The organism is Paracoccus xiamenensis, from assembly GCF_011308835.1.
Lineage (GTDB): Bacteria > Pseudomonadota > Alphaproteobacteria > Rhodobacterales > Rhodobacteraceae > Paracoccus > Paracoccus xiamenensis.
Window position 1 is genome coordinate 136,746 of the sequence record NZ_JAAOHY010000005.1, and the last position, 23,247, is coordinate 159,992.

At 64.7% G+C, this 23,247-nt stretch carries 22 protein-coding genes; 9 read left to right on the top strand and 13 right to left on the bottom strand.

What is annotated here, in order from left to right; translation table 11 throughout:
* Positions 1–116: 116 nt before the first annotated feature.
* The 5 genes from G7044_RS12300 to argH form a co-directional block, all read right to left on the bottom strand.
* Complete coding sequence (locus G7044_RS12300; RefSeq protein ID WP_166329260.1) at positions 117–2,738, bottom strand: DUF4175 domain-containing protein; 2,622 nt, start codon at positions 2,736–2,738, stop codon at positions 117–119.
* 66 nt (positions 2,739–2,804) lie between these two features.
* Positions 2,805–4,073, bottom strand: a complete 1,269-nt coding sequence (lysA, locus tag G7044_RS12305) for a diaminopimelate decarboxylase (protein WP_166329262.1) — start codon at positions 4,071–4,073, stop codon at positions 2,805–2,807.
* A complete protein-coding gene (locus tag G7044_RS12310) occupies positions 4,073–4,324 on the bottom strand; it encodes a DUF2834 domain-containing protein (protein ID WP_235931284.1) in 252 nt (83 codons plus the stop codon). The genes lysA and G7044_RS12310 overlap by 1 nt, the downstream gene beginning before the upstream one ends.
* A 3-nt stretch (positions 4,325–4,327) precedes the next feature.
* A complete protein-coding gene (locus G7044_RS12315) occupies positions 4,328–4,471 on the bottom strand; it encodes an argininosuccinate lyase (protein WP_166329264.1) in 144 nt (47 codons plus the stop codon).
* Entirely contained in the window at positions 4,468–5,871 is a 1,404-nt protein-coding gene (gene argH / locus G7044_RS12320) for an argininosuccinate lyase (RefSeq protein WP_166329266.1), read from the bottom strand. The genes G7044_RS12315 and argH overlap by 4 nt, the downstream gene beginning before the upstream one ends.
* 23 nt (positions 5,872–5,894) lie before the next feature.
* On the opposite strand from argH, the gene G7044_RS12325 reads away from it, so the two are divergent.
* Positions 5,895–6,437, top strand: a complete 543-nt coding sequence (locus G7044_RS12325) for a TlpA disulfide reductase family protein (RefSeq protein WP_166329268.1) — start codon at positions 5,895–5,897, stop codon at positions 6,435–6,437.
* On the opposite strand, the gene G7044_RS12330 is transcribed toward G7044_RS12325, so the two are convergent.
* Positions 6,415–6,990, bottom strand: coding sequence for a DNA-3-methyladenine glycosylase I (locus tag G7044_RS12330; RefSeq protein WP_166329270.1), 576 nt, complete (start codon positions 6,988–6,990; stop codon positions 6,415–6,417). The two genes, G7044_RS12325 and G7044_RS12330, sit on opposite strands and share 23 nt — an antisense overlap.
* 96 nt (positions 6,991–7,086) lie before the next feature.
* Here G7044_RS12330 and G7044_RS12335 point away from each other — a divergent pair, with 96 nt between their 5' ends.
* The 4 genes from G7044_RS12335 (at position 7,087) to gcvA (ending at position 11,346) form a co-directional block, all read left to right on the top strand.
* The gene (locus G7044_RS12335) at positions 7,087–7,908 is read left to right on the top strand and encodes an EAL domain-containing protein (RefSeq protein WP_166329450.1); all 822 of its coding nucleotides are present in this window, start codon (positions 7,087–7,089) and stop codon (positions 7,906–7,908) included.
* A gap of 262 nt (positions 7,909–8,170) precedes the next feature.
* Positions 8,171–9,343 (top strand): acetyl-CoA C-acetyltransferase, encoded by a 1,173-nt coding sequence (locus G7044_RS12340; protein WP_166329272.1) that lies wholly within the window; start codon positions 8,171–8,173, stop codon positions 9,341–9,343.
* An 88-nt stretch (positions 9,344–9,431) separates the two neighbouring features.
* A complete protein-coding gene (phbB, locus tag G7044_RS12345) occupies positions 9,432–10,157 on the top strand; it encodes an acetoacetyl-CoA reductase (protein ID WP_166329274.1) in 726 nt (241 codons plus the stop codon).
* A 259-nt stretch (positions 10,158–10,416) separates the two neighbouring features.
* Positions 10,417–11,346, top strand: a complete 930-nt coding sequence (gcvA, locus tag G7044_RS12350) for a transcriptional regulator GcvA (RefSeq protein WP_207630291.1) — start codon at positions 10,417–10,419, stop codon at positions 11,344–11,346.
* Between the two features lie 49 nt (positions 11,347–11,395).
* Here gcvA and G7044_RS12355 read toward each other — a convergent pair whose 3' ends face one another.
* From G7044_RS12355 to G7044_RS12365, 3 genes are read right to left on the bottom strand one after another with little or no spacing between them, the layout of a single operon-like run.
* Positions 11,396–11,560, bottom strand: a complete 165-nt coding sequence (locus tag G7044_RS12355) for a YdcH family protein (RefSeq protein WP_166329276.1) — start codon at positions 11,558–11,560, stop codon at positions 11,396–11,398.
* 59 nt (positions 11,561–11,619) lie between these two features.
* Positions 11,620–12,378, bottom strand: a complete 759-nt coding sequence (locus G7044_RS12360; RefSeq protein WP_166329278.1) for a tRNA1(Val) (adenine(37)-N6)-methyltransferase — start codon at positions 12,376–12,378, stop codon at positions 11,620–11,622.
* Complete coding sequence (locus tag G7044_RS12365; protein ID WP_166329280.1) at positions 12,371–12,580, bottom strand: putative signal transducing protein; 210 nt, start codon at positions 12,578–12,580, stop codon at positions 12,371–12,373. Before G7044_RS12365 ends, G7044_RS12360 begins: the two co-directional genes overlap by 8 nt.
* Before the next feature lie 72 nt (positions 12,581–12,652).
* On the opposite strand from G7044_RS12365, the gene G7044_RS12370 reads away from it, so the two are divergent.
* Positions 12,653–13,651 (top strand): polyprenyl synthetase family protein, encoded by a 999-nt coding sequence (locus tag G7044_RS12370; RefSeq protein ID WP_166329282.1) that lies wholly within the window; start codon positions 12,653–12,655, stop codon positions 13,649–13,651.
* 67 nt (positions 13,652–13,718) lie between these two features.
* Here the strand turns inward: G7044_RS12370 and G7044_RS12375 are convergent, their stop codons facing one another.
* Entirely contained in the window at positions 13,719–15,101 is a 1,383-nt protein-coding gene (locus tag G7044_RS12375; RefSeq protein WP_166329284.1) for an ammonium transporter, read from the bottom strand.
* 265 nt (positions 15,102–15,366) lie between these two features.
* Between G7044_RS12375 and G7044_RS12380 the strand changes: the two genes are divergently transcribed.
* Positions 15,367–17,748 carry a transglycosylase domain-containing protein gene (locus G7044_RS12380; RefSeq protein WP_166329286.1) on the top strand — a complete coding sequence of 794 codons (2,382 nt, stop codon included), beginning with the start codon at positions 15,367–15,369 and terminating at the stop codon, positions 17,746–17,748.
* Between the two features lie 72 nt (positions 17,749–17,820).
* Here the strand turns inward: G7044_RS12380 and G7044_RS12385 are convergent, their stop codons facing one another.
* Together G7044_RS12385 and G7044_RS12390 are read right to left on the bottom strand one after the other, a co-directional pair.
* Positions 17,821–18,390 (bottom strand): MlaC/ttg2D family ABC transporter substrate-binding protein, encoded by a 570-nt coding sequence (locus G7044_RS12385; protein WP_166329454.1) that lies wholly within the window; start codon positions 18,388–18,390, stop codon positions 17,821–17,823.
* Between the two features lie 16 nt (positions 18,391–18,406).
* Positions 18,407–19,150: an MlaA family lipoprotein gene (locus G7044_RS12390; RefSeq protein ID WP_166329288.1), complete on the bottom strand. Its 744-nt coding sequence runs from the start codon at positions 19,148–19,150 to the stop codon at positions 18,407–18,409.
* Positions 19,151–19,270: 120 nt separating this feature from the next.
* Here G7044_RS12390 and G7044_RS12395 point away from each other — a divergent pair, with 120 nt between their 5' ends.
* Both G7044_RS12395 and G7044_RS12400 read left to right on the top strand, forming a co-directional pair.
* The gene (locus G7044_RS12395) at positions 19,271–21,010 is read left to right on the top strand and encodes a type I secretion system permease/ATPase (RefSeq protein ID WP_166329290.1); all 1,740 of its coding nucleotides are present in this window, start codon (positions 19,271–19,273) and stop codon (positions 21,008–21,010) included.
* Positions 21,010–22,323: an HlyD family type I secretion periplasmic adaptor subunit gene (locus tag G7044_RS12400; protein WP_166329292.1), complete on the top strand. Its 1,314-nt coding sequence runs from the start codon at positions 21,010–21,012 to the stop codon at positions 22,321–22,323. Before G7044_RS12395 ends, G7044_RS12400 begins: the two co-directional genes overlap by 1 nt.
* Positions 22,324–22,451: 128 nt before the next feature.
* On the opposite strand, the gene G7044_RS12405 is transcribed toward G7044_RS12400, so the two are convergent.
* A complete protein-coding gene (locus tag G7044_RS12405) occupies positions 22,452–23,186 on the bottom strand; it encodes a dienelactone hydrolase family protein (RefSeq protein WP_166329294.1) in 735 nt (244 codons plus the stop codon).
* Positions 23,187–23,247: the final 61 nt, after the last annotated feature.

Consider the following 23,247-nt stretch of genomic DNA (forward strand, 5'->3'; position numbering starts at 1 on the left):
ACCACCTCTCGCATATGTGAAGTAAGGTCTAACGTAACGGCCACGCTTTTCGGTGTGTTGATGCGATCCAGCTTCATACGCCGCTAATGCTGGGGGACCGGCGGGCGGCGGCGGATCTAGAACTGGTCGATCAGCCGATCCAGATAGTCCCGCTCTGCCTCAGGGCGCTGGCGTTCGCCCAGGCGGCGGCGGATTTCGTCCTGAAGGTCGCGGGCGCGGTGATCGTCGGATTCGCCCTCGGCCAGCGGGTCGTCGGTGGCGACGCCGCCGCCCATGCCCTGCAAGGCGCGGCCCAGCGGATCGCGGCGCTGGGACAGGCGTCCTTCGCGTCCGTCACCACTGGGGGACTGGCCATCTGGCCCCGAGGCTTCCTGCTGGCCCTCGCCCTGCTCGCCTTCGGCTTGTCCGGCGCGCTGATCCTCGCCGCGGCCAAGCGCGCGGATACCGTCGCGCAGGGCCTCGATCGCCTCGGCCTGCCGGTCCATGGCGCCGGCCGTATCGCCGTCGCGCAGGGCCTGCTCGGCCTGTTGCATCGCGCGACCGGCGCGGTCCATCGCCTCGCCCGCCGCGTCACCTTCGGGGGTGCCGCGTTCGGGCAGCAGGCTGCGCTGCATCCCCAGATCGTCGCGCAACATCCGCTGTTCGTCGGCCAGATCCTGACCACTGCCGCCTTGCTGCCCGCCATTCTGCTGCCCGCCGCCCTGCTGACCTTCGCCCGGCTGCTGGCCCTCGCCTTGTTCACCCTCGCCCGGCTGCTGGCCTTCCTGCCCTTCGCCGGGATCATCGCCCAAGCCAAGCCACTCATCCTGCATCTGCCGGAAGGCGCGGTCTGCCAGGTCCTGCTGTTCGCGCAGCGTCTGGGCCATGCGCCCGGTCGAGCCCTGTCCCTGCCCGCGCCCCTCGCCCTGACCGCCTTCGGTGCGCCGGACCTGCATGTTTTCCATCATGCGGTTGAACTGTTCCAGCAGGGCCTGCGCCTCGGCCATGCGGCCCTCGTTCATCAGGCGCTGAATCTCGTCCATCATCTGCTGGATCTGATCGCCGCTCATCATCTGCACGGGCGCGCGGTCGAAACGGTCCGACGGATTGTTCTCGCCCTGCTCGGCCAGACGTTCCAGATAATCGTCGGTGGCGCGGCGCAATTCATCCATCAACTGCCGGATTTCGTCGGGCGAGGCACCCCGCCGCATCGCCTGCGCCAGCTTTTCCTGCGCCCGCTGCATCCGCTCCAACGCATCGGCAAGGCCGCCATCTTCCAGTTGAACGGCCACCCGCCACAGCGCCTCGGCCAGGGCGTCGCGCTGAAGGTCGGACAGCGGTGCGGTTTCCAGCCCGGCCACCACGGCCTGAAGGTCGCGCAGGATGCCCGGATCGACAAAGCCGTCCGGCTGCCACAGGATCGCGCGCAGCCATTGCGCCGACATCGGCGCGTTCTGGCGCGACCACATCAGGTCGCGGCGCAGCTCGATCAGGGCGGCTGCGAAGGGGTCGAAGAAGCGCCGCCCCGGCAGTTCCATCGCCAGCGTCTCGGACTGGCCCTGCTGGCCGATCCCGTCCTGCGCGTTCAGCCGCACCTGCACCGGCAGATTGGCCCAGGCGTGCTTTTTCAGATCGGCAGTCAGCTGGCCCTCGACCTGCGCACGTGCGCCGCGCAAGGGCAGGCGCTGGGTCAGCGCCTCGCGCGGCTCGGGCTGGATCGCAAGGCCATGGCGGCGGTCGATCTTGGCAAGATCAAGCGAGATCTCGGCCTGGCCATCGGTCACGCCATAATCGTCGCTGGCGGTAAAGGGCTGGATCAGCCGGCCATCGGCGCGCCGTTCGGCCGCAGGGCCTAGGGTGATGCTGGGGGCGTCATCAGGGCGGACGGTAACCTGAAAACGACGGTCGCCGATCTGAAGGGTGCCGGTCTGTTCGACGCGGAATTCGGGGGCCATCGGATCCTCGCCCGGCAGAGCATTGCCGATGTCCTGCGAAATCTCGGCGGCGTCGCCGTAAAGGCGCAGGCTGATCCTGCTGCCCTCGGGCAGATCCAGAACCGCACCCTCGGGCTGATCGTTCAGATAGAGCGTGGGCTTACGCGTATAGGCCGGCGGTTCGGCCCAGCCTTCCCAGCCAAGGCCAGCGGTGGCCGGTTGGTCGGGGCGCGGCTGCGGCCGGGTCGGTGCCAGCGCCGCCAGCCCCTGCCCCAGATCGCCGGCGCTGCCGAACAGCAGCGCCATGGCCACCGCAGTCAGCGCCGCCAGCCGGAAGGCGAAGGGGTCGCGGCGGGTCAGCCCGGCATCGGGCGCGACCGCCCGCGCGGCCAAGGCGCGTTGCGCCATCTGCGCGCGGTGCGCCTGCCACAACGCACCCTCGCCCCCCAGCGCCGGCTGATCACGCAGCGCCGAAAGCGGGCGTCCGGGCAGGCTGGCATCGACGCGCCGCTCGGCCGCGCCGGTTGGGGGCCTGCGAAACCGCCAGCCGCCCCAGATCAGGGTCGCCAACAGCACCACGCCAACAGCCGCACCCGCATAGGGGCGCAGCGCGTCCGGCACCATTGCGATCAGGCCAAAGCTCATCCCCGCCAGCACAAGCAGGGTCCAGGTCACCGCCGGCCAGAAGGCGCGGGCCAGCGATTCCCACCACAGTCCCGCACCCGTCAGCCGCAGAACGCGCGACAGACGCGGCAGGGCCCCGGTCAGATCTTCTGCCGGGGCTTCTTCGGGCGTTTGGCGTTTCAGGTCGGAATCGTGGGGCATGGCGTTACTTTGTCTGCCCCTATCCTGCGGCGCGGCGGGCGATCCGGCAAGCGCTTCCTGCCCGGCTTACTGCCAGTCCGGCAAAGCCTCGCGCGCCAGCATCTCTTGCAGGGTCGGGCGCGGTCGGATCACGGCGTAACGATCGCCGTCGACCAGCACCTCTGGGATCAGCGGGCGAGAGTTATATTCCGACGACATTACAGCACCATAAGCCCCGGCAGAGCGGAACGCGACCAGATCGTCCGCCGCCATCGCGGGCAAATCCACGCCTTTCTGGAAGGTATCGCCGGTTTCGCAAACCGGGCCGACCACGTCGAAGGCGCTGACCTCTGCCCCCGGTGCGGCCTCCTTCACGGGCACGATATCGTGATGCGCGCCATACATGGCCGGGCGGATCAGGTCGTTCATGGCGGCGTCGAGGATCAGGAAATCGCGCCCCTCGCCCTGTTTCAGATAGATGACCGAGCTCAGCAACACCCCGGCATTGCCCGCGATATTGCGGCCGGGCTCGATCTCGATCTCGCAATCCAGATCACCCACGGCCTCGCGGATCACCTGCCCGTATTCGATGGGCAGCGGCGGGGCAGAGTTGTTGCGCTGATAGGGAATACCCAGCCCACCGCCCAGATCCAGACGCCGGATGTCGTGCCCATCGGTGCGCAGCGCGCGGGTCAGGTCGGCCATCTTGGCATAGGCCTGCCGGTAGGGGTCCAGATCGGTCAGCTGGCTGCCGATATGCATGTCGATGCCAACAACCGCGATCCCCGGCAGCTTCGCCGCTTCGGCATAGACCTCACGCGCGCGGGCGATGGGGATGCCGAACTTGTTTTCCGATTTACCGGTGGCGATCTTCTCGTGCGTTTTCGCGTCCACATCAGGATTGACCCGGATCGCAATCGGGGCAACCGCGCCCAGCGAGGCCGCGACCTCGGACAAGGCCAGCAGCTCGGGTTCGGATTCGACGTTGAACTGGCGAATGCCGCCTTCCAGTGCCAGCCGCATTTCATCCCGCGTCTTGCCAACGCCGGAAAAGACGATGCGCTCGCCCGGAACGCCGGCCGTGCGCGCGCGGGCATATTCGCCGATGGACACGACATCCATCCCCGCCCCCAGATCGCCCAGCAGTTTCAGCACGGCGATGTTGGAATTGGCCTTTACCGCATAGCAGATCAGGTGATCGGGCGCCCATTCCAGCGCCTGCTGGAAGACGTTGAAATGCCGGGTCAGGGTGGCGCTGGAATAGACATAGACCGGGGTTCCAACCTCGGCCGCAATGCGGGACAGCGGGACGTCTTCGGCGTGAAGTTCGCCATTGCGGTAATTGAAGTGATCCATCAGGCGATCCTGCGAGAGCGGAGGAAAAGATAAAGCGGCAGCGCGCAGCCGATACCCAGCACCATCGCCGGAAATGTCAGCAAAGCCAACCAGTTGCGACGCACCATGGTTTCGACCAGACACCAGACTGCCAGCGCCAGCAAAGCGACGGCGACGTTCCAGCCGGGGGCCGCAGGCGGAAGACCAGCAAGCGCGCCCATCACCGCCAGCCCCAGCCAGCAGGCCCGCAGCGGCGTCAGTTCAAAACCCATTCGTCACAGCGTCGTCACGACGCCAATGCGCGCATCGCCCGACACGGTGACGCCCGGCGGTGGCGTGTCCGCCGCGGGCCGGATCGGCGGGCCGTCGACGCCGCAAGCGGTCAGTGCCAGCAGCGCGATCAGGGGCAGGTATTTCACAGCATGTCCTTCCAACGGGAGATCTGGGCGCGGACCTGATCGGGTGCAGTCCCGCCATAGCTTTGCCGCGACGCGACCGAATTATGGACGCCCAGCACGTTGAACACATCCTCGGTAATCGCGGGATGGACCGTTTGCATATCCGCCAGCGTCAGGTCTGGCAGATCGACGCCCTTCCCTTCCGCCATCGCCACCAGCGAGCCGGTGACGTGGTGGGCGTCGCGGAAAGGCAACCCGGCCTCGCGCACCAGCCAGTCGGCCAGATCAGTCGCGGTCGAGAACCCGGCCGAGGCCGCAGCCTCCATCTTGTCACGGTTGGCGGTCAGATCCGACAGCATCCCCGCCATCGCCGCCAGCGCCAGCATCAGGTTGTCGGCGGCATCGAAGACCTGTTCCTTGTCCTCCTGCATGTCCTTGGAATAGGCCAAGGGCAGGCCCTTCATCACCGTGAACAGCGCCACGGTCGCGCCGAGGATCCGGCCGATCTTGGCGCGAATCAGCTCAGCCGCGTCGGGGTTGCGCTTCTGCGGCATGATGGAACTGCCGGTCGACCATTTGTCAGACATCGACACGAAACGGAACTGGGCCGAGGACCAGATCACCAGTTCTTCGGCCAGCCGCGACATGTGAACCGCGCAGATGCTGGCGGCCGACAGGAATTCCAACGCGAAATCTCGGTCGCTGACGGCGTCGAGGCTGTTGGCCATCGGCCGGTCGAAATCCAGCGCCTTTGCAGTGGCATGGCGGTCAATCGGATAGCCGGTGCCAGCCAATGCCGCAGCACCAAGCGGAGATTCGTTCATCCGCTTGCGGGCGTCCTGAAAACGGCCAAGGTCACGCCCGAACATCTCGACATAGGCCATCATGTGATGCCCCCAGGTCACCGGCTGCGCGGTCTGCAAATGGGTAAAGCCCGGCATCACCCAATCGGCCCCGGCCTCTGCCTGCGCCAGCGCCGCCTCGATCAGGGCACGCAGCCCGCTGATCGCCGCGTCGCATTGATCGCGCACCCAAAGCCGGAAATCCGTTGCCACCTGATCGTTGCGCGAACGCCCGGTATGTAGCCGCCCCGCCGGTTCGCCGATGATCTCCTTCAGCCGCGCCTCGACATTCATGTGAATATCCTCCAGCGCCTCGCTGAAGGGGAAATCGCCGCCCTCGATCTCTGACAATACGGTGAGCAGGCCTTCCCGGATCGCCTCGGCATCTTTAGAGGTGATGATGCCCTGCGCTGCCAACATCGCGGCATGGGCCCGGCTGCCCCGGATATCCTGGGCGTAAAGCCGCCGGTCAAACCCGATCGAGGCGTTGATCGCCGTCATGATCGCGTCGGGACCAGCGGCGAAACGCCCGCCCCACATGGCATTTGCTTTGTCTTTGGGGGTCTTGGCGTCGGTCATCCGTCTGGTCCGAAAGGTTGAAGATGCTGCGTATGCTGATCCTTTATACGGCGCTTGCTGCCGGTGCAAACATGGCCGTCGCCGGAGAGGTCGATCTGGATGCTGCCAATGCCGCAGGGCTGAAGCTGGCCGCGGGCAATGGCGCGGCGGTATCGCAAACGCCTTTCACCGATCCCGAAGGGGCCGAACATACGCTTGCCGACTATGCCGGTCAGGCGGTGCTGCTGAATTTCTGGGCCACCTGGTGCGCCCCCTGCCGCGAGGAAATGCCGGCGCTGAACGCCTTGCAGAAAGAACTGGGCGGCGATGATTTCCAGGTCGTGACCATCGCCTCGGGCCGCAACCCCCAGCCCGCAATCGACAAGTTTTTCGCCGAGGCCGAGCTTGATTCGCTGCCGGTCCTGCTGGACCCGCGCCAGAAGCTGGCGCGTGAGTTTGGCGTTGTCGCCATGCCCGCCACGATCCTGATCGACCGCGACGGGAACGAGGTCGCCCGCCTGATGGGGCCGGCCGATTGGGCATCGGACGCGGCCAAGGCAGCCGTCACGCAGCTGACAGCGCCTTGACCCGGTCGTGGCAATGGCAGCTGGTGACGTGGTCGTTCACCATGCCCGTCGCCTGCATGAAGGCATAGCAGATCACCGGCCCGCAGAAGGTGAAGCCGCGCTTTTTCAGCGCTTTTGACATGGCGGTCGATTCCTCGGTCGCGGCGGGGACCTGGCTTAGGCTTGTCCAGCCGTTCTGGATCGGCCGACCGCCCACGAAACCCCAAAGATAGGGCACGAATCCCTCGCTCGATTCGATGTCCAGAAACAATCGGGCGCTGCGAATGGTGCCCTCGATCTTGCCGCGATGGCGGATGATGCCAGGATTTTGCAAGGCATTTTCAACATTTTTCGCATCCCAGCGGGCAATGCGTTCAGGGTCAAAATCCTCGAATTGCTCGCGGAAGGCGTCGCGCTTGCGCAGGATGGTGATCCAGCTGAGACCGGCCTGAAACCCGTCCAGCACCAGCTTTTCCCACAATGCGCGGGGGTCATATTCAGGCACCCCCCATTCAGTGTCGTGATAGTCGATATAGATCTGCTCGGTCCCGCACCAGCCGCAGCGCTCGGTCATTGTTATTAATCCTTAATTTCGAAAATGTTCGGGTTTCACCCCATGTTAAGACATCATCGTCATGATGCATATAGACGTAGCAAGGATTCGGTCATGATGGATGCAGGAAACGGGGATGATGACGGCGTCGAATCGGCGTTGGACTATGTGATAGATCACAGGACGCGCCTGACGATGGAGGTCGTCGACAACGCGCTGAGCCGTGGCGATGCGGTGCTGGCCTATCAGCCCATCGTCCAGGCCGACCGCCCCAGCCTGACCGCCTTCCACGAAGGCCTGATCCGAATCATCGACGATACGGGCCGCTTTATACCGCTGCGCGACTTCATGCCCGGCGCCGAAACCACTGAATTGGGGCGACGCATTGATTGCGCCTCGATCGCGCTGGGGCTGCATACTCTGCAGCAGGATTCGGGGCTGCGACTTTCGGTGAACATGTCGGCGCGCTCGATCGGGCACCCGGTCTGGATGGAAACCCTGCGCCGCGGCATTGCCCAGGACGAACGCATCGCCGAACGGCTGATTCTGGAAGTGACCGAAAGCTCGGCGATGGACATGCCCGAGGTCGTGGTCCCGTTCATGCGCGATCTGCAGGGCCGCGGCGCCAGCTTCGCGCTGGATGATTTCGGGGCCGGGCATACCTCTTTCCGCTATCTGCGCGAATTCAGCTTTGACATGATCAAGATCGACGGGCAGTTCATCCGCAAGATCGCCGAGCAGCCCGACAATCAGGTGCTGACAGCAGCATTGCAGGCAATCGCCCATCATTTCGACATGTTCACCGTCGCCGAATCGGTCGAAACGGCGGACGAGGCCGCCTATCTGATCGACATGGGGATCGACTGCCTGCAGGGATATTACTTCGGGGCGCCCACAATCACCCCACCTTGGAAGACACCCAAAGCCGCTGCGCGCTAGGCTGGCAATCCGCTGTTACCTTGCCCCTCTGGGTCGGGGTTTACGCGGGCATGGCAACGCACAGGCGGCGGCCATTGCGCCCGCCCGAAGCGCGGGTGCCTCGCCTGTCTGTGGACGGGAGCACGCCCAAATAGGCGGCATGCCGGGCGGAATGCGGGCTTTTCGATCTTACCGCTGCGGCTTGACGCTAGGTTGCAGTTCGGCATGGTGAAAGGAACGGCCTTGCGCCGGCCCAGTCTGTTCACCCGAAAGGACGCTTTCCATGACTAAAGCCGTAATCGTCTCTGCCGCCCGCACCCCGGTTGGCAGTTTTCTGGGTTCCTTCGCCAATATCCCCGCCCATGACCTCGGCGCGGCGGTACTGGCCGAAGTTGTCAAACGTGCAGGGATCGACCCGGCCGAAGTCAGCGAGACCATTCTGGGCCAGGTGCTGACCGCCGGTCAGGGACAGAACCCCGGTCGCCAAGCGCATATCAATGCAGGCTTGCCGCAGGAATCGGCGGCCTGGTTGATCAACCAGGTCTGCGGCTCAGGCCTGCGTTCGGTCGCGCTGGCGGCGCAGCAGGTGCTGCTGGGCGACGCGCAGGTTGTTCTGGCCGGCGGCCAGGAATCGATGTCGCTGTCGAGCCATGCCGCACATCTGCGCGCCGGTCAGAAGATGGGCGACATGAAGATGATCGACACCATGATCAAGGACGGCCTTTGGGACGCGTTCAACAATTATCACATGGGTCAGACCGCCGAGAACGTGGCCGAAAAATGGGGCATCTCGCGCGAGTCGCAGGACGAATTCGCCGTCGCCAGCCAGAACAAGGCCGAGGCCGCAAAGAAGGCCGGCAAATTCAAGGACGAGATCGTGCCCTTCGTGGTCAAGGGCCGCAAGGGCGATGTCACCATCTCTGACGACGAATACATCCGCGACGGCGCGACGCTGGAAGCCATGCAAAAGCTTCGGCCTGCGTTCACGAAAGAGGGATCGGTAACCGCCGGCAACGCATCGGGCCTGAATGACGGCGCCGCCGCCGTCATGGTCATGACCGAGGAAGAGGCCGCCCGTCGTGGTCTGACGCCACTGGGCCGCATCGCCTCATACGCAACGGCGGGGCTTGACCCGGCGATCATGGGCACCGGCCCGATCCCGGCCAGTCGCCGCGCGCTGGAAAAGGCCGGCTGGAAGGTCGAAGATCTGGACCTGATCGAAGCGAATGAGGCCTTTGCCGCCCAGGCCCTCGCCGTCAACAAGGACATGGGCTGGGATCCGTCGATCGTGAACGTGAACGGCGGCGCGATCGCCATCGGCCACCCGATTGGCGCCTCGGGCGCGCGAATCCTGAACACTTTGCTGTTCGAAATGGCGCGGCGCGACGCGAAGAAGGGCCTGGCGACGCTGTGCATCGGTGGCGGCATGGGCGTTGCCATGTGCATCGAGCGGTGATTGGCCCCCGTGGCGCGCAATGATCTTGCGCGCCGCACCTCAGACAGCTAGCAATATTTCACGGGTTATTTCCAGGAAGGGGGGAAGCATGTCGAAGGTAGCCATCGTAACCGGGGGCTCGCGCGGGATCGGCGCGGCCATTTCCAAGGCGCTGAAAGAGGCCGGATACACCGTTGCGGCGAATTACGCCGGCAATGACGACGCCGCCAAGGCCTTCACCGACGAAACCGGCATCAAGACCTATAAGTGGTCGGTCGCCGATTACGACGCCTGCGCCGCCGGCATAAAGCAGGTCGAGGACGAGCTTGGCCCGGTCGCGGTGCTGGTGAACAATGCCGGCATCACCCGCGACGCGATGTTCCACAAGATGACTCCTCAGCAGTGGAAAGAGGTCATCGACACCAACCTGACCGGGCTTTTCAACATGAGCCATGGTGTCTGGTCGGGAATGCGCGACCGCAAATTTGGGCGGATCGTCAATATCAGCTCTGTCAACGGGCAGAAGGGTCAGGCGGGTCAGGCCAATTATTCGGCCGCCAAGGCCGGCGATATCGGCTTTACCCGCGCGCTGGCGCAGGAAGGCGCGCGCGCCGGGATTACCGTCAACGCGGTGGCGCCGGGCTATATCGGGACCGAGATGGTGCGCGCCATTGACGAAAAGGTGCTGAACGAACGCATCATCCCGCAGATCCCGGTCGGTCGTTTGGGCGAGCCCGAGGAAATCGCACGCTGCGTGGTCTTCCTCGCGTCGGACGATGCAGGTTTCGTGTCCGGCTCGACCATTTCAGCGAACGGGGCACAATTCTTCTCGTGATCGCAGAAGAAATCCAGCCTCAGCGCCGGCCCCCTTGCGGGGCCGGTTCTTTTTGTTCCAGCCCGAGAACAGCCTTGCAAAAGCGGCGCGGCGCAGCCGGTGCGCTTCGTCATGGGCCTGCTGCTGGCGTTCCGATGTGGGAATCTGGATCATGGCACCCGCCCTTGTAAAGAATTTCTGCTAGAATGAAGATTACATCCGCAGCTTTGCCTGCAACAAACGAGTAATATTCGCGCGTTCTTCAAGAGATTCTTGAATTATGGATCACCTTCCCCTGACCGCGTTGCGTGCCTTTGAAGCGGCAGCGCGACACCTGTCCTTCACCCGCGCTGCCGAGGAGTTGCACGTCACCCCGGCAGCGTTGTCGTTCCAGATCAAGCAGCTGGAAGAACAGCTTGGGCAGCCAGTCTTCCTGCGGGCGCATCGCAGGCTGTCCCTGACACCGGTCGGGACGCAACTGCTGCCCGGAACTCGGGCCGGATTCGACCAGATCCGAAATGCCTGGAGAGAGGCGCAGCGCAGCCAGTCAGACCGCAGCCTGACCATCACGGCGGGTCCGGCATTTACCGCCAAATGGCTGGCCCCACGCCTGTTCAGCTTTGCCCGCGCCCATCCCGAGATCGAGTTACGGCTTGTCGCAAGCCTGCGCTTGTTGGATCTGGATCGCGACGGGGTCGACCTTGCGATCCGGTACGGGCTTCCCAATCCGGGCATTGGGGTCAGCCATGATCTGATGCCGCAGGACTGGCACGCCCCGATGATGTCGCCCGAAATGGCCGCGCGCTATCCAACCCCCGAAAGCCTGCGCATGGCCCCGCTTTTGCACCTGCATGATCTGGATTTCATTCACCCCACGCCCGATTGGGCCGGCTGGTTTCGTGCTGCCGGGCTGGGCAGTCCGCCAGCAAGCGGGGTCACCTTCTCGCATCACGATCACGCAGTGGATGCTGCCGTTGCGGGCGCCGGTATCATCATCGGGCGGTGGTCAATCAGCCACGACCACCTTGCGGCAGGGCGCTTGGTTGCCCCCTTTCCGGTGTCGCTGCGCACGCAGGCGGGTTTCAGGCTGTTGCATCTTTCAGGCGCTGACGACCACCCACCCATTCGCGCATTTCTGGACTGGATCGGCGCCGAAATCGCACAGATGGATCCAATGACAGAAGGGCGAGACTTTCACGAAGACTGGTAAATGAAAAAGGCCCGCGTGATCACGGGCCTTTGGTACTGGGAACCAATGTTCAGGCGTTCAGGCGCGTGATTTCTTCCTTGAGACGAAGTTTTTCCTTTTTCATCTCCGCAATCTCGAAATCGCTGGCGCCGGGCGCGCGCTGCGCCTGCTCTACCGCCTTGGAGATCTTGTCGTGCTTTTCACGGAGTTTTTCGATGTGAGCATCGACCGACATATGTGTCCTCCTGTACGCTTGTCGAACAGGAGGGATTGCAGCACAGATGATTGATTCTGTCACCCTCTATCGGCATCGGGTAACGGTAACGCGACAGCTTGGCGCAGAACCGCCTGCGCATTTTCACTAAGATTTTCAGTATCTCGCAGATGGGCGGGCCCTTCATGCATGATGAAGGGCGACAGCAGCCGCAAAGGCGCCCGCGCGCCCTTGCGGGCCCGCAGGATGATACGGCCCGCATCGCGCCCGGCCCGGGCTGTGATCGGCAGGATCGTGATGTCGCCGGCACGACCGGACAGGCCCGCCAGCAGTTGGTCCAACCGTTGCGCCAGATGGATGACGGTCAGCGTTCCGCCGGGCCTCAGCCGCCGCAGCCCCGTATCCAGCCATGCAGCCAGTGGCGTTTCCTCGTGCCGGGCCCCAGCGCGGGCGGCATCGGGCGACAGGGTGCCATTCGGAAAGAAAGGCGGGTTCATGATGACGTGATCGAAGCTTTGCGCGCGCAGTTCGGGCGGCAGGTTTGCCAGATCAGCCTCAATCACCTGCAAGGGCGCGGCATTCCGTATCGCATTGGCGCGGGCAAGCGCGGCATAGTTGGCGTCACGTTCGATCCCGGTCAGTTGCAAATCCCCGACCCGGACCGCGAGGCACAGCGAGGCCGTGCCAACCCCGCATCCCGGCTCCAGCACCGATTGCCCCGGCAGCGCCGGGCATGCGGCTGCCAGCATCACCGCATCGGCGCCAGCGCGATAACCATGAACCGGCTGCTCAACCTGCACCCGACCACCAAGGAATGCGTCGATTCGGGTGCTAGTCATCCAGGCCATGCTCGCGCAGGATGGCACGCGACATGAACAGGTCGCGATCGGCGACCATCAGCCGACGCGGCAGAATACCCAGCGAACCTTCCAGCACGCTCATATGCTGGTCGAGCGCGAAACTTTCGATTCCATCGGCGCGCAGGATATCCTGCGCGCGCATAAGTCGCAGCGGGTCGGTGGTGCGCAAAAGCTCTTTCATGGCGCAAACGCTAGCGGGCGGTTGCGCCGCTGTCCATCGCGTGGCAATTGCATGTCAGGAAAGGGAATTCCCATGGACGCTGCCGTTACCCAGACCCCGATGGACCGACTGAGCGAGACGCTTGCGCCGGAAATGGCCCAGGTGAATACGCTGATCCGTGAACGCATGGCCTCGCGCCACGCGCCGCGCATCCCCGAGGTGACGGCCCATCTGGTCGAGGCCGGCGGCAAGCGCCTGCGCCCGCTGCTGACCTTGGCGGCGGCGCGGCTGTGCGGATATGACGGCCCCTATCACATCCATCTGGCGGCAACGGTGGAATTCATTCATACCGCCACCCTGCTGCATGATGACGTGGTCGACGAAAGCAAGCAGCGCCGGGGTCGGCCCACCGCAAATCTGCTTTGGGACAACAAATCCAGCGTGCTGGTGGGCGATTACCTGCTGGCCCGCGCCTTCCAGCTGATGACCGATACCGGCGTCATGCGCGTGCTGGAGATCCTGTCAAACGCCTCTGCCACGATTTCCGAAGGCGAGGTGCTGCAACTGACAGCCGCGCAGGATCTGGCGACCGACGAATCGATCTATCTGCAGGTGGTGCGCGGCAAGACGGCGGCGCTGTTTTCGGCGGCGACCGAGGTCGGCGCGGTCATCGCCAGCGCGCCCGAGGATCAGGTTCGGGCGCTGTTCGATTACGGCGACGCGCTTGGCATCGCCTTCCAGATCGCCGACGACCTGCTGGATTACGGCGGCACCAGCGCGGTGATCGGCAAGAATACCGGCGATGATTTCCGCGAGCGCAAGCTGACGCTTCCCGTCATCAAGGCCGTCGCCGCCGCTGACGCGGCAGAGCGCGCCTTCTGGCAGCGCACCATCGAAAAGGGCGATCAGGCCGAGGGCGATCTGGAGCAGGCGCTGGCGATCATGGCCCGCCACGGCGCACTGCAGGCCGCGCGCGCCGACGCGCTTGGCTGGGCCGCCAAGGCGCGGGCGGCACTGGCCACCCTGCCCGCCGGCCCGATTCGCGACATGCTGGAAGACCTGGCCGATTTCGTGGTCGCCCGCATCGCCTGACCGCCCCCCCCCCAGCACATGAAAAAGGCCCGGCTTTTGCCGGGCCTTTTCCTTTTTCCTGCCTGCCTCAGTTATAGGCGTTTTCGCCGTGGGTGGTGATATCCAGACCCTGACGTTCGTCATTCTGTTCAACCCGCAGGCCGATCAGCGCCTTGACGATATGGATGGCGACGAAGGACACGACCGCCGACCAGATGATGCAGATCACCACACCCAGCGTCTGGGCATAGACCTGGCTGCCCATCGAGAACTCGCCCACGGTATTGGCGGCATAATCAAACACGCCCGAGCCACCCAGCGACGGTGCGGCGAAGACCCCGGTCAGGATCGCGCCCACGATGCCGCCGACGCCGTGGATACCGAAGACGTCAAGGCTGTCGTCGATCTTCAGGCGCGACTTCAGCCAGACCACCGCCCAAAGGCAGATGATGCCGGCCAGGAAGCCGATCACGATGGCGCCCATCGGCCCGACAAAACCGGCAGCTGGCGTGATCCCGACAAGACCCGCGACCACACCCGACACAGCGCCCAGCAGCGAGGGGTGGCCGCGCAGGATCCATTCCCCCAGCGTCCAGCCAAGTGCTGCGGCAGCCGGTGCGACCACGGTGTTCAGCATCGCCATCGCGGCAACACCGTTCGATTCCAGATTGGAACCCGCATTGAAGCCGAACCAGCCGATCCACAGCAGGCAACCGCCGATCAGGGTGAAGGTCAGGTTATGCGGTGCCAGCAGCTCGCGGTTATAGCCCAGGCGCGGCCCGGCGACATAGGCCGCGATCAGACCGGCCACGCCCGCGTTGATATGGATGACCGTGCCGCCCGCGAAATCCAGCGCACCATGGCCGAACAACAGCCCCGACGGCGCGTCATATGCGCTGGGGCCGCCCCACCACCAGACCATATGCGCCATCGGCAGATAGGACAGGAAGAACCAGATCACGATGAACATCAGGATCGCAGGGAATTTCAGCCGCTCGGCCGTGGCGCCGACGATCAGCGCCGGGGCGATGCAGGCGAAGGCCAGCTGGAAGATCACGAAGGTCAGCTCGGGGATATAGACCCCGGCCGAGAAGGTCTCGGCGATTGAGGACGGGGTGACGCCCGCAAGGAAGGATTTCGACAGCCCGCCGATATAGGGCGTCAGCGGCCCGGCGGATGCGGCATCACCCGCGCCGGTGAAGGCCAGCGAATAGCCGAAGGCGACCCAAAGCAGCGACATCACGCAGAAGGTGGTCAGAACCTGCATCAGCACCGACAGCACGTTCTTTGACCGCACGAGGCCGCCATAGAACAACGCAAGCCCGGGAATGGTCATCATCATGACCAGAATCCCCGACAGCAGCATCCAGGTGGTGTCACCCTTGTCCGGCACCGGTACGGCGGCTTCCTGCGCATGGGCAGCACCGGCGGCAAGCGCCAGCGCGATTGCGAGGGGGAAGATCTGTCTCATTCGGCATCACCTTTTCGTTCTGGGTCGCCACCGCGCCGGCGGCTATTGCCCTCAGAAGGCTGGGCCGGGGCCAACTGCTCAAGCCTTCAGCAGCGGACACGGGGGGCGGAAACGAAGCGCGGTCACGAAATAGGCGGAGTTTGGTGCATATGCCCAAATTGCAGGCAGATCACATACAGGTCAGGGGACTTCGCATCTGGCCTCACCTCGTGTATGCTGCGGCCCAATCAGGCCGGGGAAGCCGGTCCCGCAGGAATACAGGCTTATGGCAGAACCTCCCCGCAAGCGCCGCCAAGTGGTGGCCGAACGGCGTTACGCGAATCCGACCAAACCGTCCGGCAAGACGCCGCGCGGCAAACCCGGCCGCCGCGCCCCCGTCCGTCGTGGCAACGCAGTCACCCGCGGCGTCAGCGGCTTTTTCCGGCTGATCTGGCGCGCGATCTTCGGCACCATCTGGGCCACGACCCTGACCGTGTTCGGCCTTATCGGACTGGCGACCTTCTATTATTACTCGCAATTGCCCGAATCCTCGGCGCTGTTCGACGGTCGTGCGCGCGGCGGCGTGACCATGCTGGACCGCGAAGGCAAGGTCTTTGCCTGGCGGGGCGAGACTTATGGCTCGGTCAGCCCCGACAAGATCGCGCCCTCGCTGCGCAATGCCGTCGTCGCGACCGAAGACAGGCGTTTCTATAGCCATCTGGGCATCGACCCGCGCGGCATCGCCAGCGCCATCAAGATCAACATGGCCGCGGGCCGCGGGCCGCTGGAAGGTAATGGCGGCTCGACCATCACGCAGCAGGTCTCGAAACTGCTGTGCCTGGGCGAGACCTTCGACCCCACCCGCTGGGAAGACGAAGCCGCTTATGAGGCCGAGTGCCGGACCTCCTCGATCTGGCGGAAGATCAAGGAAGTCCCCTTCTCATTCGCGATGGAGCTGAAATACACCAAGGACGAGATCCTTGGCATCTACATGAACCGTTCCTATCTGGGCGGCGGTGCGCGCGGCTTCGAAGCCGCTTCAGAGCGTTATTTCGGCAAACATGCCAGCGAGGTCACAGTGGCCGAATCGGCGATGCTGGCCGGGCTGCTGAAAGCGCCCAGCTATTTCGCGCCCACCTCGAACATCAATCGCGCGCAGGACCGGGCGAATGTGGTGCTGACGCTGATGCACGATCAGGACCGCATCACTGACCAGGAATTCGAACAGGCCAAGGCCAATCCGGCGGTGCTGTCGCAAGCAGCGGCGGCGCGGGCGGGCGGTTATTTCGCCGATTGGCTGATGGAATCGGGGCCGGGCTTCCTGACCACCGAAACCACCGAGGACGTAACCATCCTGACCACCTTGGACCAGAAGGTACAGCAGGCCGCCGAGCGTGCGCTGAAGGCAACCTTCGAGGCCAAGGTCAAGGACGGATCGAAGGCCGAGGCCGCCGTTGTCGTGCTGTCAGCCGATGGCGCCGTCCGCGCGATGATCGGCGGGCGTGACGAGAAGGTCTCGGGCGTGTTCAACCGCGCCACCCAAGCCAAGCGCCAGACCGGATCCAGCTTCAAGCCCTTCGTCTTCGCGGCCGGGCTGGATCAGGGCATGACCCCGGACAGCATCGTCAATGACGGCCCGCTGACCATCAACATCCGCGGCAGCGCGCCGTGGTCGCCGCAGAACTATACCCGCCGCTTCTCGGGCGACGTGACCATGACCACGGCGCTGAAGCAGTCGCTGAACACCGCCACCATCCGCATCCAGGAAAAGGCCGGCCGCGATTCGGTGCGCCGCATCGCGCAGGAATTCGGCGTTGGCGCAGAACTTCCCAATGTCCCGTCGCTGGGCCTTGGCGTGTTCGATTCGACCCTGCTGGAAATGACCGGCGCTTATGCGGGCATCCGCAACGGCGGCCGGGCCGTGCGCCCTTACGGCGTGGTCGAGCTGCGCATCCGTGGCGAGGAAAGCCCGATGATCGCCCAGACCGGCGGCATGGGACAGCGCGTCATCTCGCAGCAGGCAGCGGCCAACCTGATCTATATGATGGAACAAGTCATCGAAGGCGGCACCGGGCGCCGCGCCGACCTGGGCGACCGCCCGGCGGCGGGCAAGACCGGGACCACCTCGTCCTACCGGGATGCGTGGTTCATCGGCTTCACCGACCAGTTCGTGACTGGCGTCTGGATGGGCTATGACGACAACACGCCGCTGACCGGCGTGACCGGCGGCGGCCTTCCGGCGGAAATCTGGCAGGCGGTCATGCAGGAAATCCACGAAGGCCTGCCGGTCGAGCCGCTGGGACGCTTTGTCGGCGACGAAGGTTCGCGCATCGGCGACGGCGTGGCGCCTTCGGTCCGGGGCGACGACCTGCTGGCCAATGCGCTCAGCGCGGCGCTGACCAATATGGGCGGCGATTCAGCCGGCGCACCGGCAGGCCAGCCGATTGTCAGCGGGTCGAACGAGCCGCTGGCCGATGCGCTGTCAGCCGCGCTTGGCCAGCCGGCACCGACGCCGCAGGTCGGCGGACAGGCCCAGGGCACGGCACCGGTCTTCCCCGGCAGCACGGCCAGCTCGACCGATGCCGGCCGTGGGGTCACCAACGCACCGGAATCGGCCGACAGCGATCCGCTAAGCGACGTCTTGCGCGGCATCGAAGGCCTGAACTGAGGCCCACCTGAACAAGGAAAAAGGCGCGCCCCGACCGGGACGCGCCTTTTTTCATGCGTGTTGCGCGGGGGGTCAGCCTGCCCGTTGCAGCGCCGCAGTCAGCGCCGCAACATCGCCCCTATTCTGGGCCAGCATCGCGCCGATTTCCGCCCGCTCCGAAGCGAGCATGTTCACGCCCTCGATGACGATGTTGAAATACTTGCTGCTGCCGGACTTGTCCGAAACGTGCCATTCCACCTGCATCGGCGCCCGCCCGTTCAGCTTCGCGACCGAGGTCACCACGAAGAACGACTTCACCGGCTTGGCCCCCGTCACCTCGATCTGCGAGCCGATGAATTCGCGGAAGCGCGCGCCATATTTGCGCCCGATATAGCCCTGGAAGGCCTGCTTGTAGCCCGCGAACTGTTGCGGGCTCAGCTGCCGCGCTGCCGGCCCCAGCGCCGAACGTGCGATCACATCGACATCGGCATAGCGGGCGAAGATCGCCTCGAACTGCTGATACATCTGCGCCGGGGGCTGGCCGGAATTGATGACGCCGTAGACCTCATTCAGCGATTGCTGGATCAGGGCGCGCGCCTCGTTGGTATCCAACGCCTGCGCGGGCAACGCCGCCAGCGCCGCGCCCCCGGCCAGAAGGCCCATGAAGCCGCGCCGCGAGCTATTCTTCGTAAGGATCGTAAGGGTCAATTTCGCCCCCTTCCATGCCAAGTTCATACCAGCGGTGGTTCAGATACAACAACCGCGTCTGCGCATAGCTATCCGCACTGTCATACAAGATGGAATCGACGGTATCGCCAAAACGCGCCCGGTCACTGACTTTTGAAGCCAGCTTGATGCCGGTGATGGTCAGCGCCTCGTGGTCGTCGATCACGTAATCCAGCGGGTCGATGAACAGATCGACCACCTTGCCGAGGGTATCGCGCTGGGTCGATGGCCCCAGCAACGGCAGCTCGACATAGGCGCCTTCGGGGGCGCCCCAGACATACAGCGTCTCTCCGAAATCGGTGTCGACTTCGTCCAGCCCGAATTCCTGACCGGCTGGGTCGTGCAGCCCGCCAAGCCCCAGCGTCGAGTTGATAAGGAAGCGCCCGGTATTCTGCGCGGCCTTGCCGGGGCGACCTTGCAGCAGGCTGTTGACCACCTTGCCGGGCAACGTCAGGTTTCCGCCGACATTGCCGACCACCACCAACACGCCATTCTCGCGCTTGTCTTCGCCTTCGCCATCCGCCGACGACGCGGTAAACGGCCGGATGAGGTTCTCGTCGATGCTTTTGTTGAAGGCATGGACGCGGCGGTTGGTGGTCTCGTAGGGGTCGTTGATCTGCCCCGGCGTGCCCGCTGCGCAACCCGCCAGCAGCAATGCAGCCGGAAAAAGGGCACGGCGGAAGGGATTTGCTAACATTTCGGCGGTATACCTCTGTGACTGACAGAATTCGCCACACCCGTTGCCGGTGGCCAGCGAAACGGGAATAAGGAATGCGGCCCGCCACAGCAAGGCGGGCGGTTAGATGATCGGAACGGTATGGCACGCACGACCAGCGACGACAGGGGATATGCGGAACTGCGCGCGGCCCGTGGGGGCAATTTCGGGTTGCTGGCGGCGGTGGCGGTTTTCTCCCTTGCGGTCAACCTGTTGATGCTGACCGGCCCGCTGTTCATGCTGCAGGTTTACGACCGTGTCCTGGGCTCACGCTCGGTCGAGACGCTGGTGGCGCTGTTTCTGCTGGTGGTCTTCCTTTTTGCCGTCATGGGCATCGTCGATCTGGCGCGTGGCCGAATCATGCAGCGCGTTGCCTTACGCTTTCAGCAGCGTTTGGACCGGCGGGTTTTCGCCGCCGCGCTGGAAGATGGCATCGCCACCGGCTCTGATGCAGTGGCGCGTGGCGGCATGCGCGACCTGGAGGCGGTGCGCAACCTGATCGCCTCACCCATCAGCCTGGCGCTGTTCGATCTGCCCTTTGCGCCGCTTTACCTTGTGGCAGTCTATATCTTCCACCCCATCCTGGGTGTTGTAGCGACGATCGGCGGGCTGATCCTCGTGCTGACCACGGTACTGAATCAGATCTCGGGCAAGCGGGCGCTGCAACAAAGCGCAGTTGCCGGGCAGGCCGCTGAACGCATGTCTGACATGTTCCGCGATGAGGGCGAGGTGATCGGGGCGCTTGGCATGCGCGATGCCGCATTTGCGCGGTGGAGCGCGGCGCGCCGCACTGCCGCCGAAGCGGGACTGGCAGGTTCTGATTCCAGCCAGCTTTACACAGTGTTCTCCCGCAGCTTCCGGCTGTTCCTGCAAAGCGCCATGCTGGCGGCCGGGGCGTGGCTGGTGCTGCGTCAGGAACTGACGCCGGGGGCGATGATTGCCGCCTCGATCATGATGGGTCGGGCCTTGCAGCCAATCGAGGTTCTGGTCGGTCAATGGTCGCTGGTGCAGCGCGCACAGGATGGCTGGCGCCGGCTGGGGGCGCTGCTGACACGCCGCCCGCCCATGCCGTCGCGCACCGCCCTGCCCCGGCCAAAGGCGCAGCTGGATGTCAGCCAGCTGAGCGTCGTGCCACCGGGCGAACGTGCGCCGACACTGCGCGGGGTCAGTTTCTCCTTGCCGCCGGGCAATGCGCTTGGCGTCATTGGCGCCTCGGGCGCGGGGAAATCGACGCTGGCCCGCGCGCTGATTGGCGCATGGCCGCCCGCCGCTGGCAGCATCCGGCTGGGCGGCGCCACATTGGACCAGTTTCCGCTGGATGAGCTCGGCCGTCTGGTCGGCTATCTGCCCCAGCAAGTGACGCTGTTTGACGGCACCGTTGCCGAAAACATCGCCCGGCTGGACAGTCAGCCCGATTCCAACCGCGTGGTACAGGCTGCGACGGCCGCCGCCGCCCATCAGATGATCCTGAACCTGCCCAAGGGCTATGACACGCCGCTGGCACAGGCGGGCGGTCAGCTTTCGGGCGGGCAGATCCAGCGCATCGGACTGGCCCGCGCGCTGTATACCGATCCGGTGCTGCTGGTGCTGGACGAACCGAACGCCAACCTCGACAACGAGGGCTCGCAGGCGCTGAACATGGCGATCCGCCGCATCAAATCGCAAGGCGGCGCGGTCATCATCATGGCCCATCGCCCGGCGGCCATCGCCGAATGCGAATTGTTGCTGATGCTGGATCACGGGGGCGTCCGTGCCTTCGGACCGCGCGACGAGGTGCTGAAATCCGTGGTTCAAAATGCGCAGGCGATCCAGAACGCGCGCAGCGCAGGGGGGGTGACCTGATGTCTGGTTCGTCGAAACCTGCAAATGAATGGTCGGCCCGCGCGCCGATGACGTTGGGGTTGGTGGCGATTTTCGTGCTCTTCGCGGGCTTTGGCGCCTGGGCTGTGGGCACGAGGATCGCCGGCGCGGTCGTCGCCCCCGGCCAGGTCGAGGTCGAACAGCACCGCCAGGTCGTCCAGCACCTCGACGGCGGCGTAGTCGAAAAAATCCTCGTGCGCGAGGGCCAGCAGGTGGGCGCGGGCGATGTGCTGATCCAGCTGGACGGCAACCTGCTGCGTACCGAGCTCACCATCGTCGAGGGGCAATATTACGAAATCCTGGCCCGCCGCGGCCGGCTGGAGGCCGAGCGCGACGAAAGCGATGCCATTTCCTTTCCGCAGGTACTGCTGGACAGCGCCGCCGGACAGGAGACGCTGAACCATTTGATGGCGGCGCAGCAAAGCCTGTTCACGACCCGCCGCAACACCTTGCAGCAATCACTCGATCAGCTGGCGACGCAGACGCAGCAGATCGACAACCAGATCGAGGGCATCAGCGCCCAGGCCGTCGCCGCCGAGGCGCAGCGCGGCCTGATCGGCCAGGAACTGACGGACCAACGCTCACTGCTGGACAAGGGGTTGGCGCAGGCGCCGCGCGTGCTGGCACTGGAACGCGAGGCTGCCGCGATCGACGGGCAGATCGGCGAATTGCAGGCAATGCGCGCCCAGGCCGAAACCCGGCAGACCGAGATCAACATCACCCGGTTGCAGAAGAAAAGCGAACGGCGCGAACAGGCCGAGACCGAGCTGCGCGATCTGGGCTATCGCGAACTGGAACTGGCCGAGCGCCGCCGCTCGCTGATAGAACAACTGTCGCGGCTGGATATTACCGCGCCGGTCGCCGGGATCATTCACCAGATGCAGGTGACCACGCCCCGCTCGGTCATCCGCGCGGCCGAACCGATCCTTTATATTGTGCCACAGGACCGCCCGCTGCTCATCGCTGCCCGCGTAGCCCCGATCAATATCGACGAGGTTGGACCCGGCCAGTCGGTCAAGCTGTATTTCTCTGCCTTCAACAGCCGCACGACCCCGGAAATCGACGGCGTGCTTAGCCAGGTGTCAGCCGATGCGCTGGTGGATGAGGCGACGAGTACCTCGTACTATCGCGCCGAGGTGACCATCCCGCCCGAAGAGCGCGACAAACTGGGTGATCTGGCGCTGATTCCGGGAATGCCGGTCGAGGTCTATATCCAGACCGGCAAACGCAGTCCCGCTGCCTATCTGATCAAACCCTTCACGGACTATTTCACCCGCGCCTTCCGCGAAAGCTAAGGCATTTCGGGTCCGGCTTGCGGTCACCGCCAAGCCGGACCCGAAGAATTCACCCGAGGCCACGCAGTCGGCGCAGTCGGCGATCAACCGGTCAGGCTCGCTGCGCGACCGGTTGCTGAAGTCGCGGATCAGACGCCCGGCATCGTCTCGCCCAGGAATGCCAGGAAGTCGGACCAACTGCGCTGATCGGCCTCTTCGCGATAGCGATCCGAGCCAAAGACCGTAAAGGCATGCGGCGCACCGGCATAGATTTCCGCCTTATAGGGCGTCCCCGCCCCTTCCAGCTGGTCAATAAAGCCGGCGAAGGTGGCCATGTCCGGGCCAGTATCGGCACCGCCGTGATAGATGCGGATCGGTGCCTTGGCCGCGCTGTAATCCTGACCCTCGGGCGTATCGAGGCCGCCGTGGAATGTGGCATAGCCAAGAACATCCGCCGGCTGGGCACGGGCCATTTCCAGAACCGCCGCACCACCGAAGCAATAGCCGGCGACGACTGGCGCGGTCAGCCCCTGTGCGGCCGCGGCCTCCAGTCCGGCGGTCATCAGCGCGCGCATTGTCTCGCGGTCATCGTAAAGCTTCTGCGTTTCGGCGCGGTTGGCCTCCATCGAGTCGGGGCGGACGCCCTTGCCGTAAAGGTCGATGGCGAAGGCGTTATAGCCCTGCTCGGCCAGCATGTCGGCACGCTTCTTCTCGTAATCGGTCAGGCCGTCCCAATCGTGGATCAGCACGACCGCCCCCTTGGGGTTTTCGGCCTTGGCGACATAGCCCTCGAACGTGCGGTCGCCGGCGCTGTAATCGACCGCCTCACCTGCATAGGCCGCGCCCGAAAGCACCATCGCCGCCGTCGCTGCAATGAATTTCATGGTGAACCTCGCTTTCCCTGATCGGAGGAAACGGATCAGGGCCGGGCAAAGTTCCGCAGGG

Coding starts and splice junctions, on each gene's coding strand:
- G7044_RS12300 (WP_166329260.1), bottom strand. CDS start 2,738: ATGCCCCACGATTCCGACCTGAAACGCCAAACGCCCGAAGAAGCCCCG.
- G7044_RS12340 (WP_166329272.1), top strand. CDS start 8,171: ATGACTAAAGCCGTAATCGTCTCTGCCGCCCGCACCCCGGTTGGCAGT.
- argH (WP_166329266.1), bottom strand. CDS start 5,871: ATGACCGACGCCAAGACCCCCAAAGACAAAGCAAATGCCATGTGGGGC.
- G7044_RS12405 (WP_166329294.1), bottom strand. CDS start 23,186: ATGAAATTCATTGCAGCGACGGCGGCGATGGTGCTTTCGGGCGCGGCC.
- G7044_RS12360 (WP_166329278.1), bottom strand. CDS start 12,378: ATGACTAGCACCCGAATCGACGCATTCCTTGGTGGTCGGGTGCAGGTT.
- G7044_RS12365 (WP_166329280.1), bottom strand. CDS start 12,580: ATGAAAGAGCTTTTGCGCACCACCGACCCGCTGCGACTTATGCGCGCG.
- G7044_RS12390 (WP_166329288.1), bottom strand. CDS start 19,150: ATGTTAGCAAATCCCTTCCGCCGTGCCCTTTTTCCGGCTGCATTGCTG.
- G7044_RS12330 (WP_166329270.1), bottom strand. CDS start 6,990: ATGACCGAGCGCTGCGGCTGGTGCGGGACCGAGCAGATCTATATCGAC.
- G7044_RS12335 (WP_166329450.1), top strand. CDS start 7,087: ATGGATGCAGGAAACGGGGATGATGACGGCGTCGAATCGGCGTTGGAC.
- G7044_RS12325 (WP_166329268.1), top strand. CDS start 5,895: ATGCTGCGTATGCTGATCCTTTATACGGCGCTTGCTGCCGGTGCAAAC.
- G7044_RS12355 (WP_166329276.1), bottom strand. CDS start 11,560: ATGTCGGTCGATGCTCACATCGAAAAACTCCGTGAAAAGCACGACAAG.
- lysA (WP_166329262.1), bottom strand. CDS start 4,073: ATGGATCACTTCAATTACCGCAATGGCGAACTTCACGCCGAAGACGTC.
- G7044_RS12400 (WP_166329292.1), top strand. CDS start 21,010: ATGTCTGGTTCGTCGAAACCTGCAAATGAATGGTCGGCCCGCGCGCCG.
- G7044_RS12310 (WP_235931284.1), bottom strand. CDS start 4,324: ATGGGTTTTGAACTGACGCCGCTGCGGGCCTGCTGGCTGGGGCTGGCG.
- G7044_RS12375 (WP_166329284.1), bottom strand. CDS start 15,101: ATGAGACAGATCTTCCCCCTCGCAATCGCGCTGGCGCTTGCCGCCGGT.
- gcvA (WP_207630291.1), top strand. CDS start 10,417: ATGGATCACCTTCCCCTGACCGCGTTGCGTGCCTTTGAAGCGGCAGCG.
- phbB (WP_166329274.1), top strand. CDS start 9,432: ATGTCGAAGGTAGCCATCGTAACCGGGGGCTCGCGCGGGATCGGCGCG.
- G7044_RS12370 (WP_166329282.1), top strand. CDS start 12,653: ATGGACGCTGCCGTTACCCAGACCCCGATGGACCGACTGAGCGAGACG.
- G7044_RS12380 (WP_166329286.1), top strand. CDS start 15,367: ATGGCAGAACCTCCCCGCAAGCGCCGCCAAGTGGTGGCCGAACGGCGT.
- G7044_RS12385 (WP_166329454.1), bottom strand. CDS start 18,390: ATGGGCCTTCTGGCCGGGGGCGCGGCGCTGGCGGCGTTGCCCGCGCAG.
- G7044_RS12395 (WP_166329290.1), top strand. CDS start 19,271: ATGGCACGCACGACCAGCGACGACAGGGGATATGCGGAACTGCGCGCG.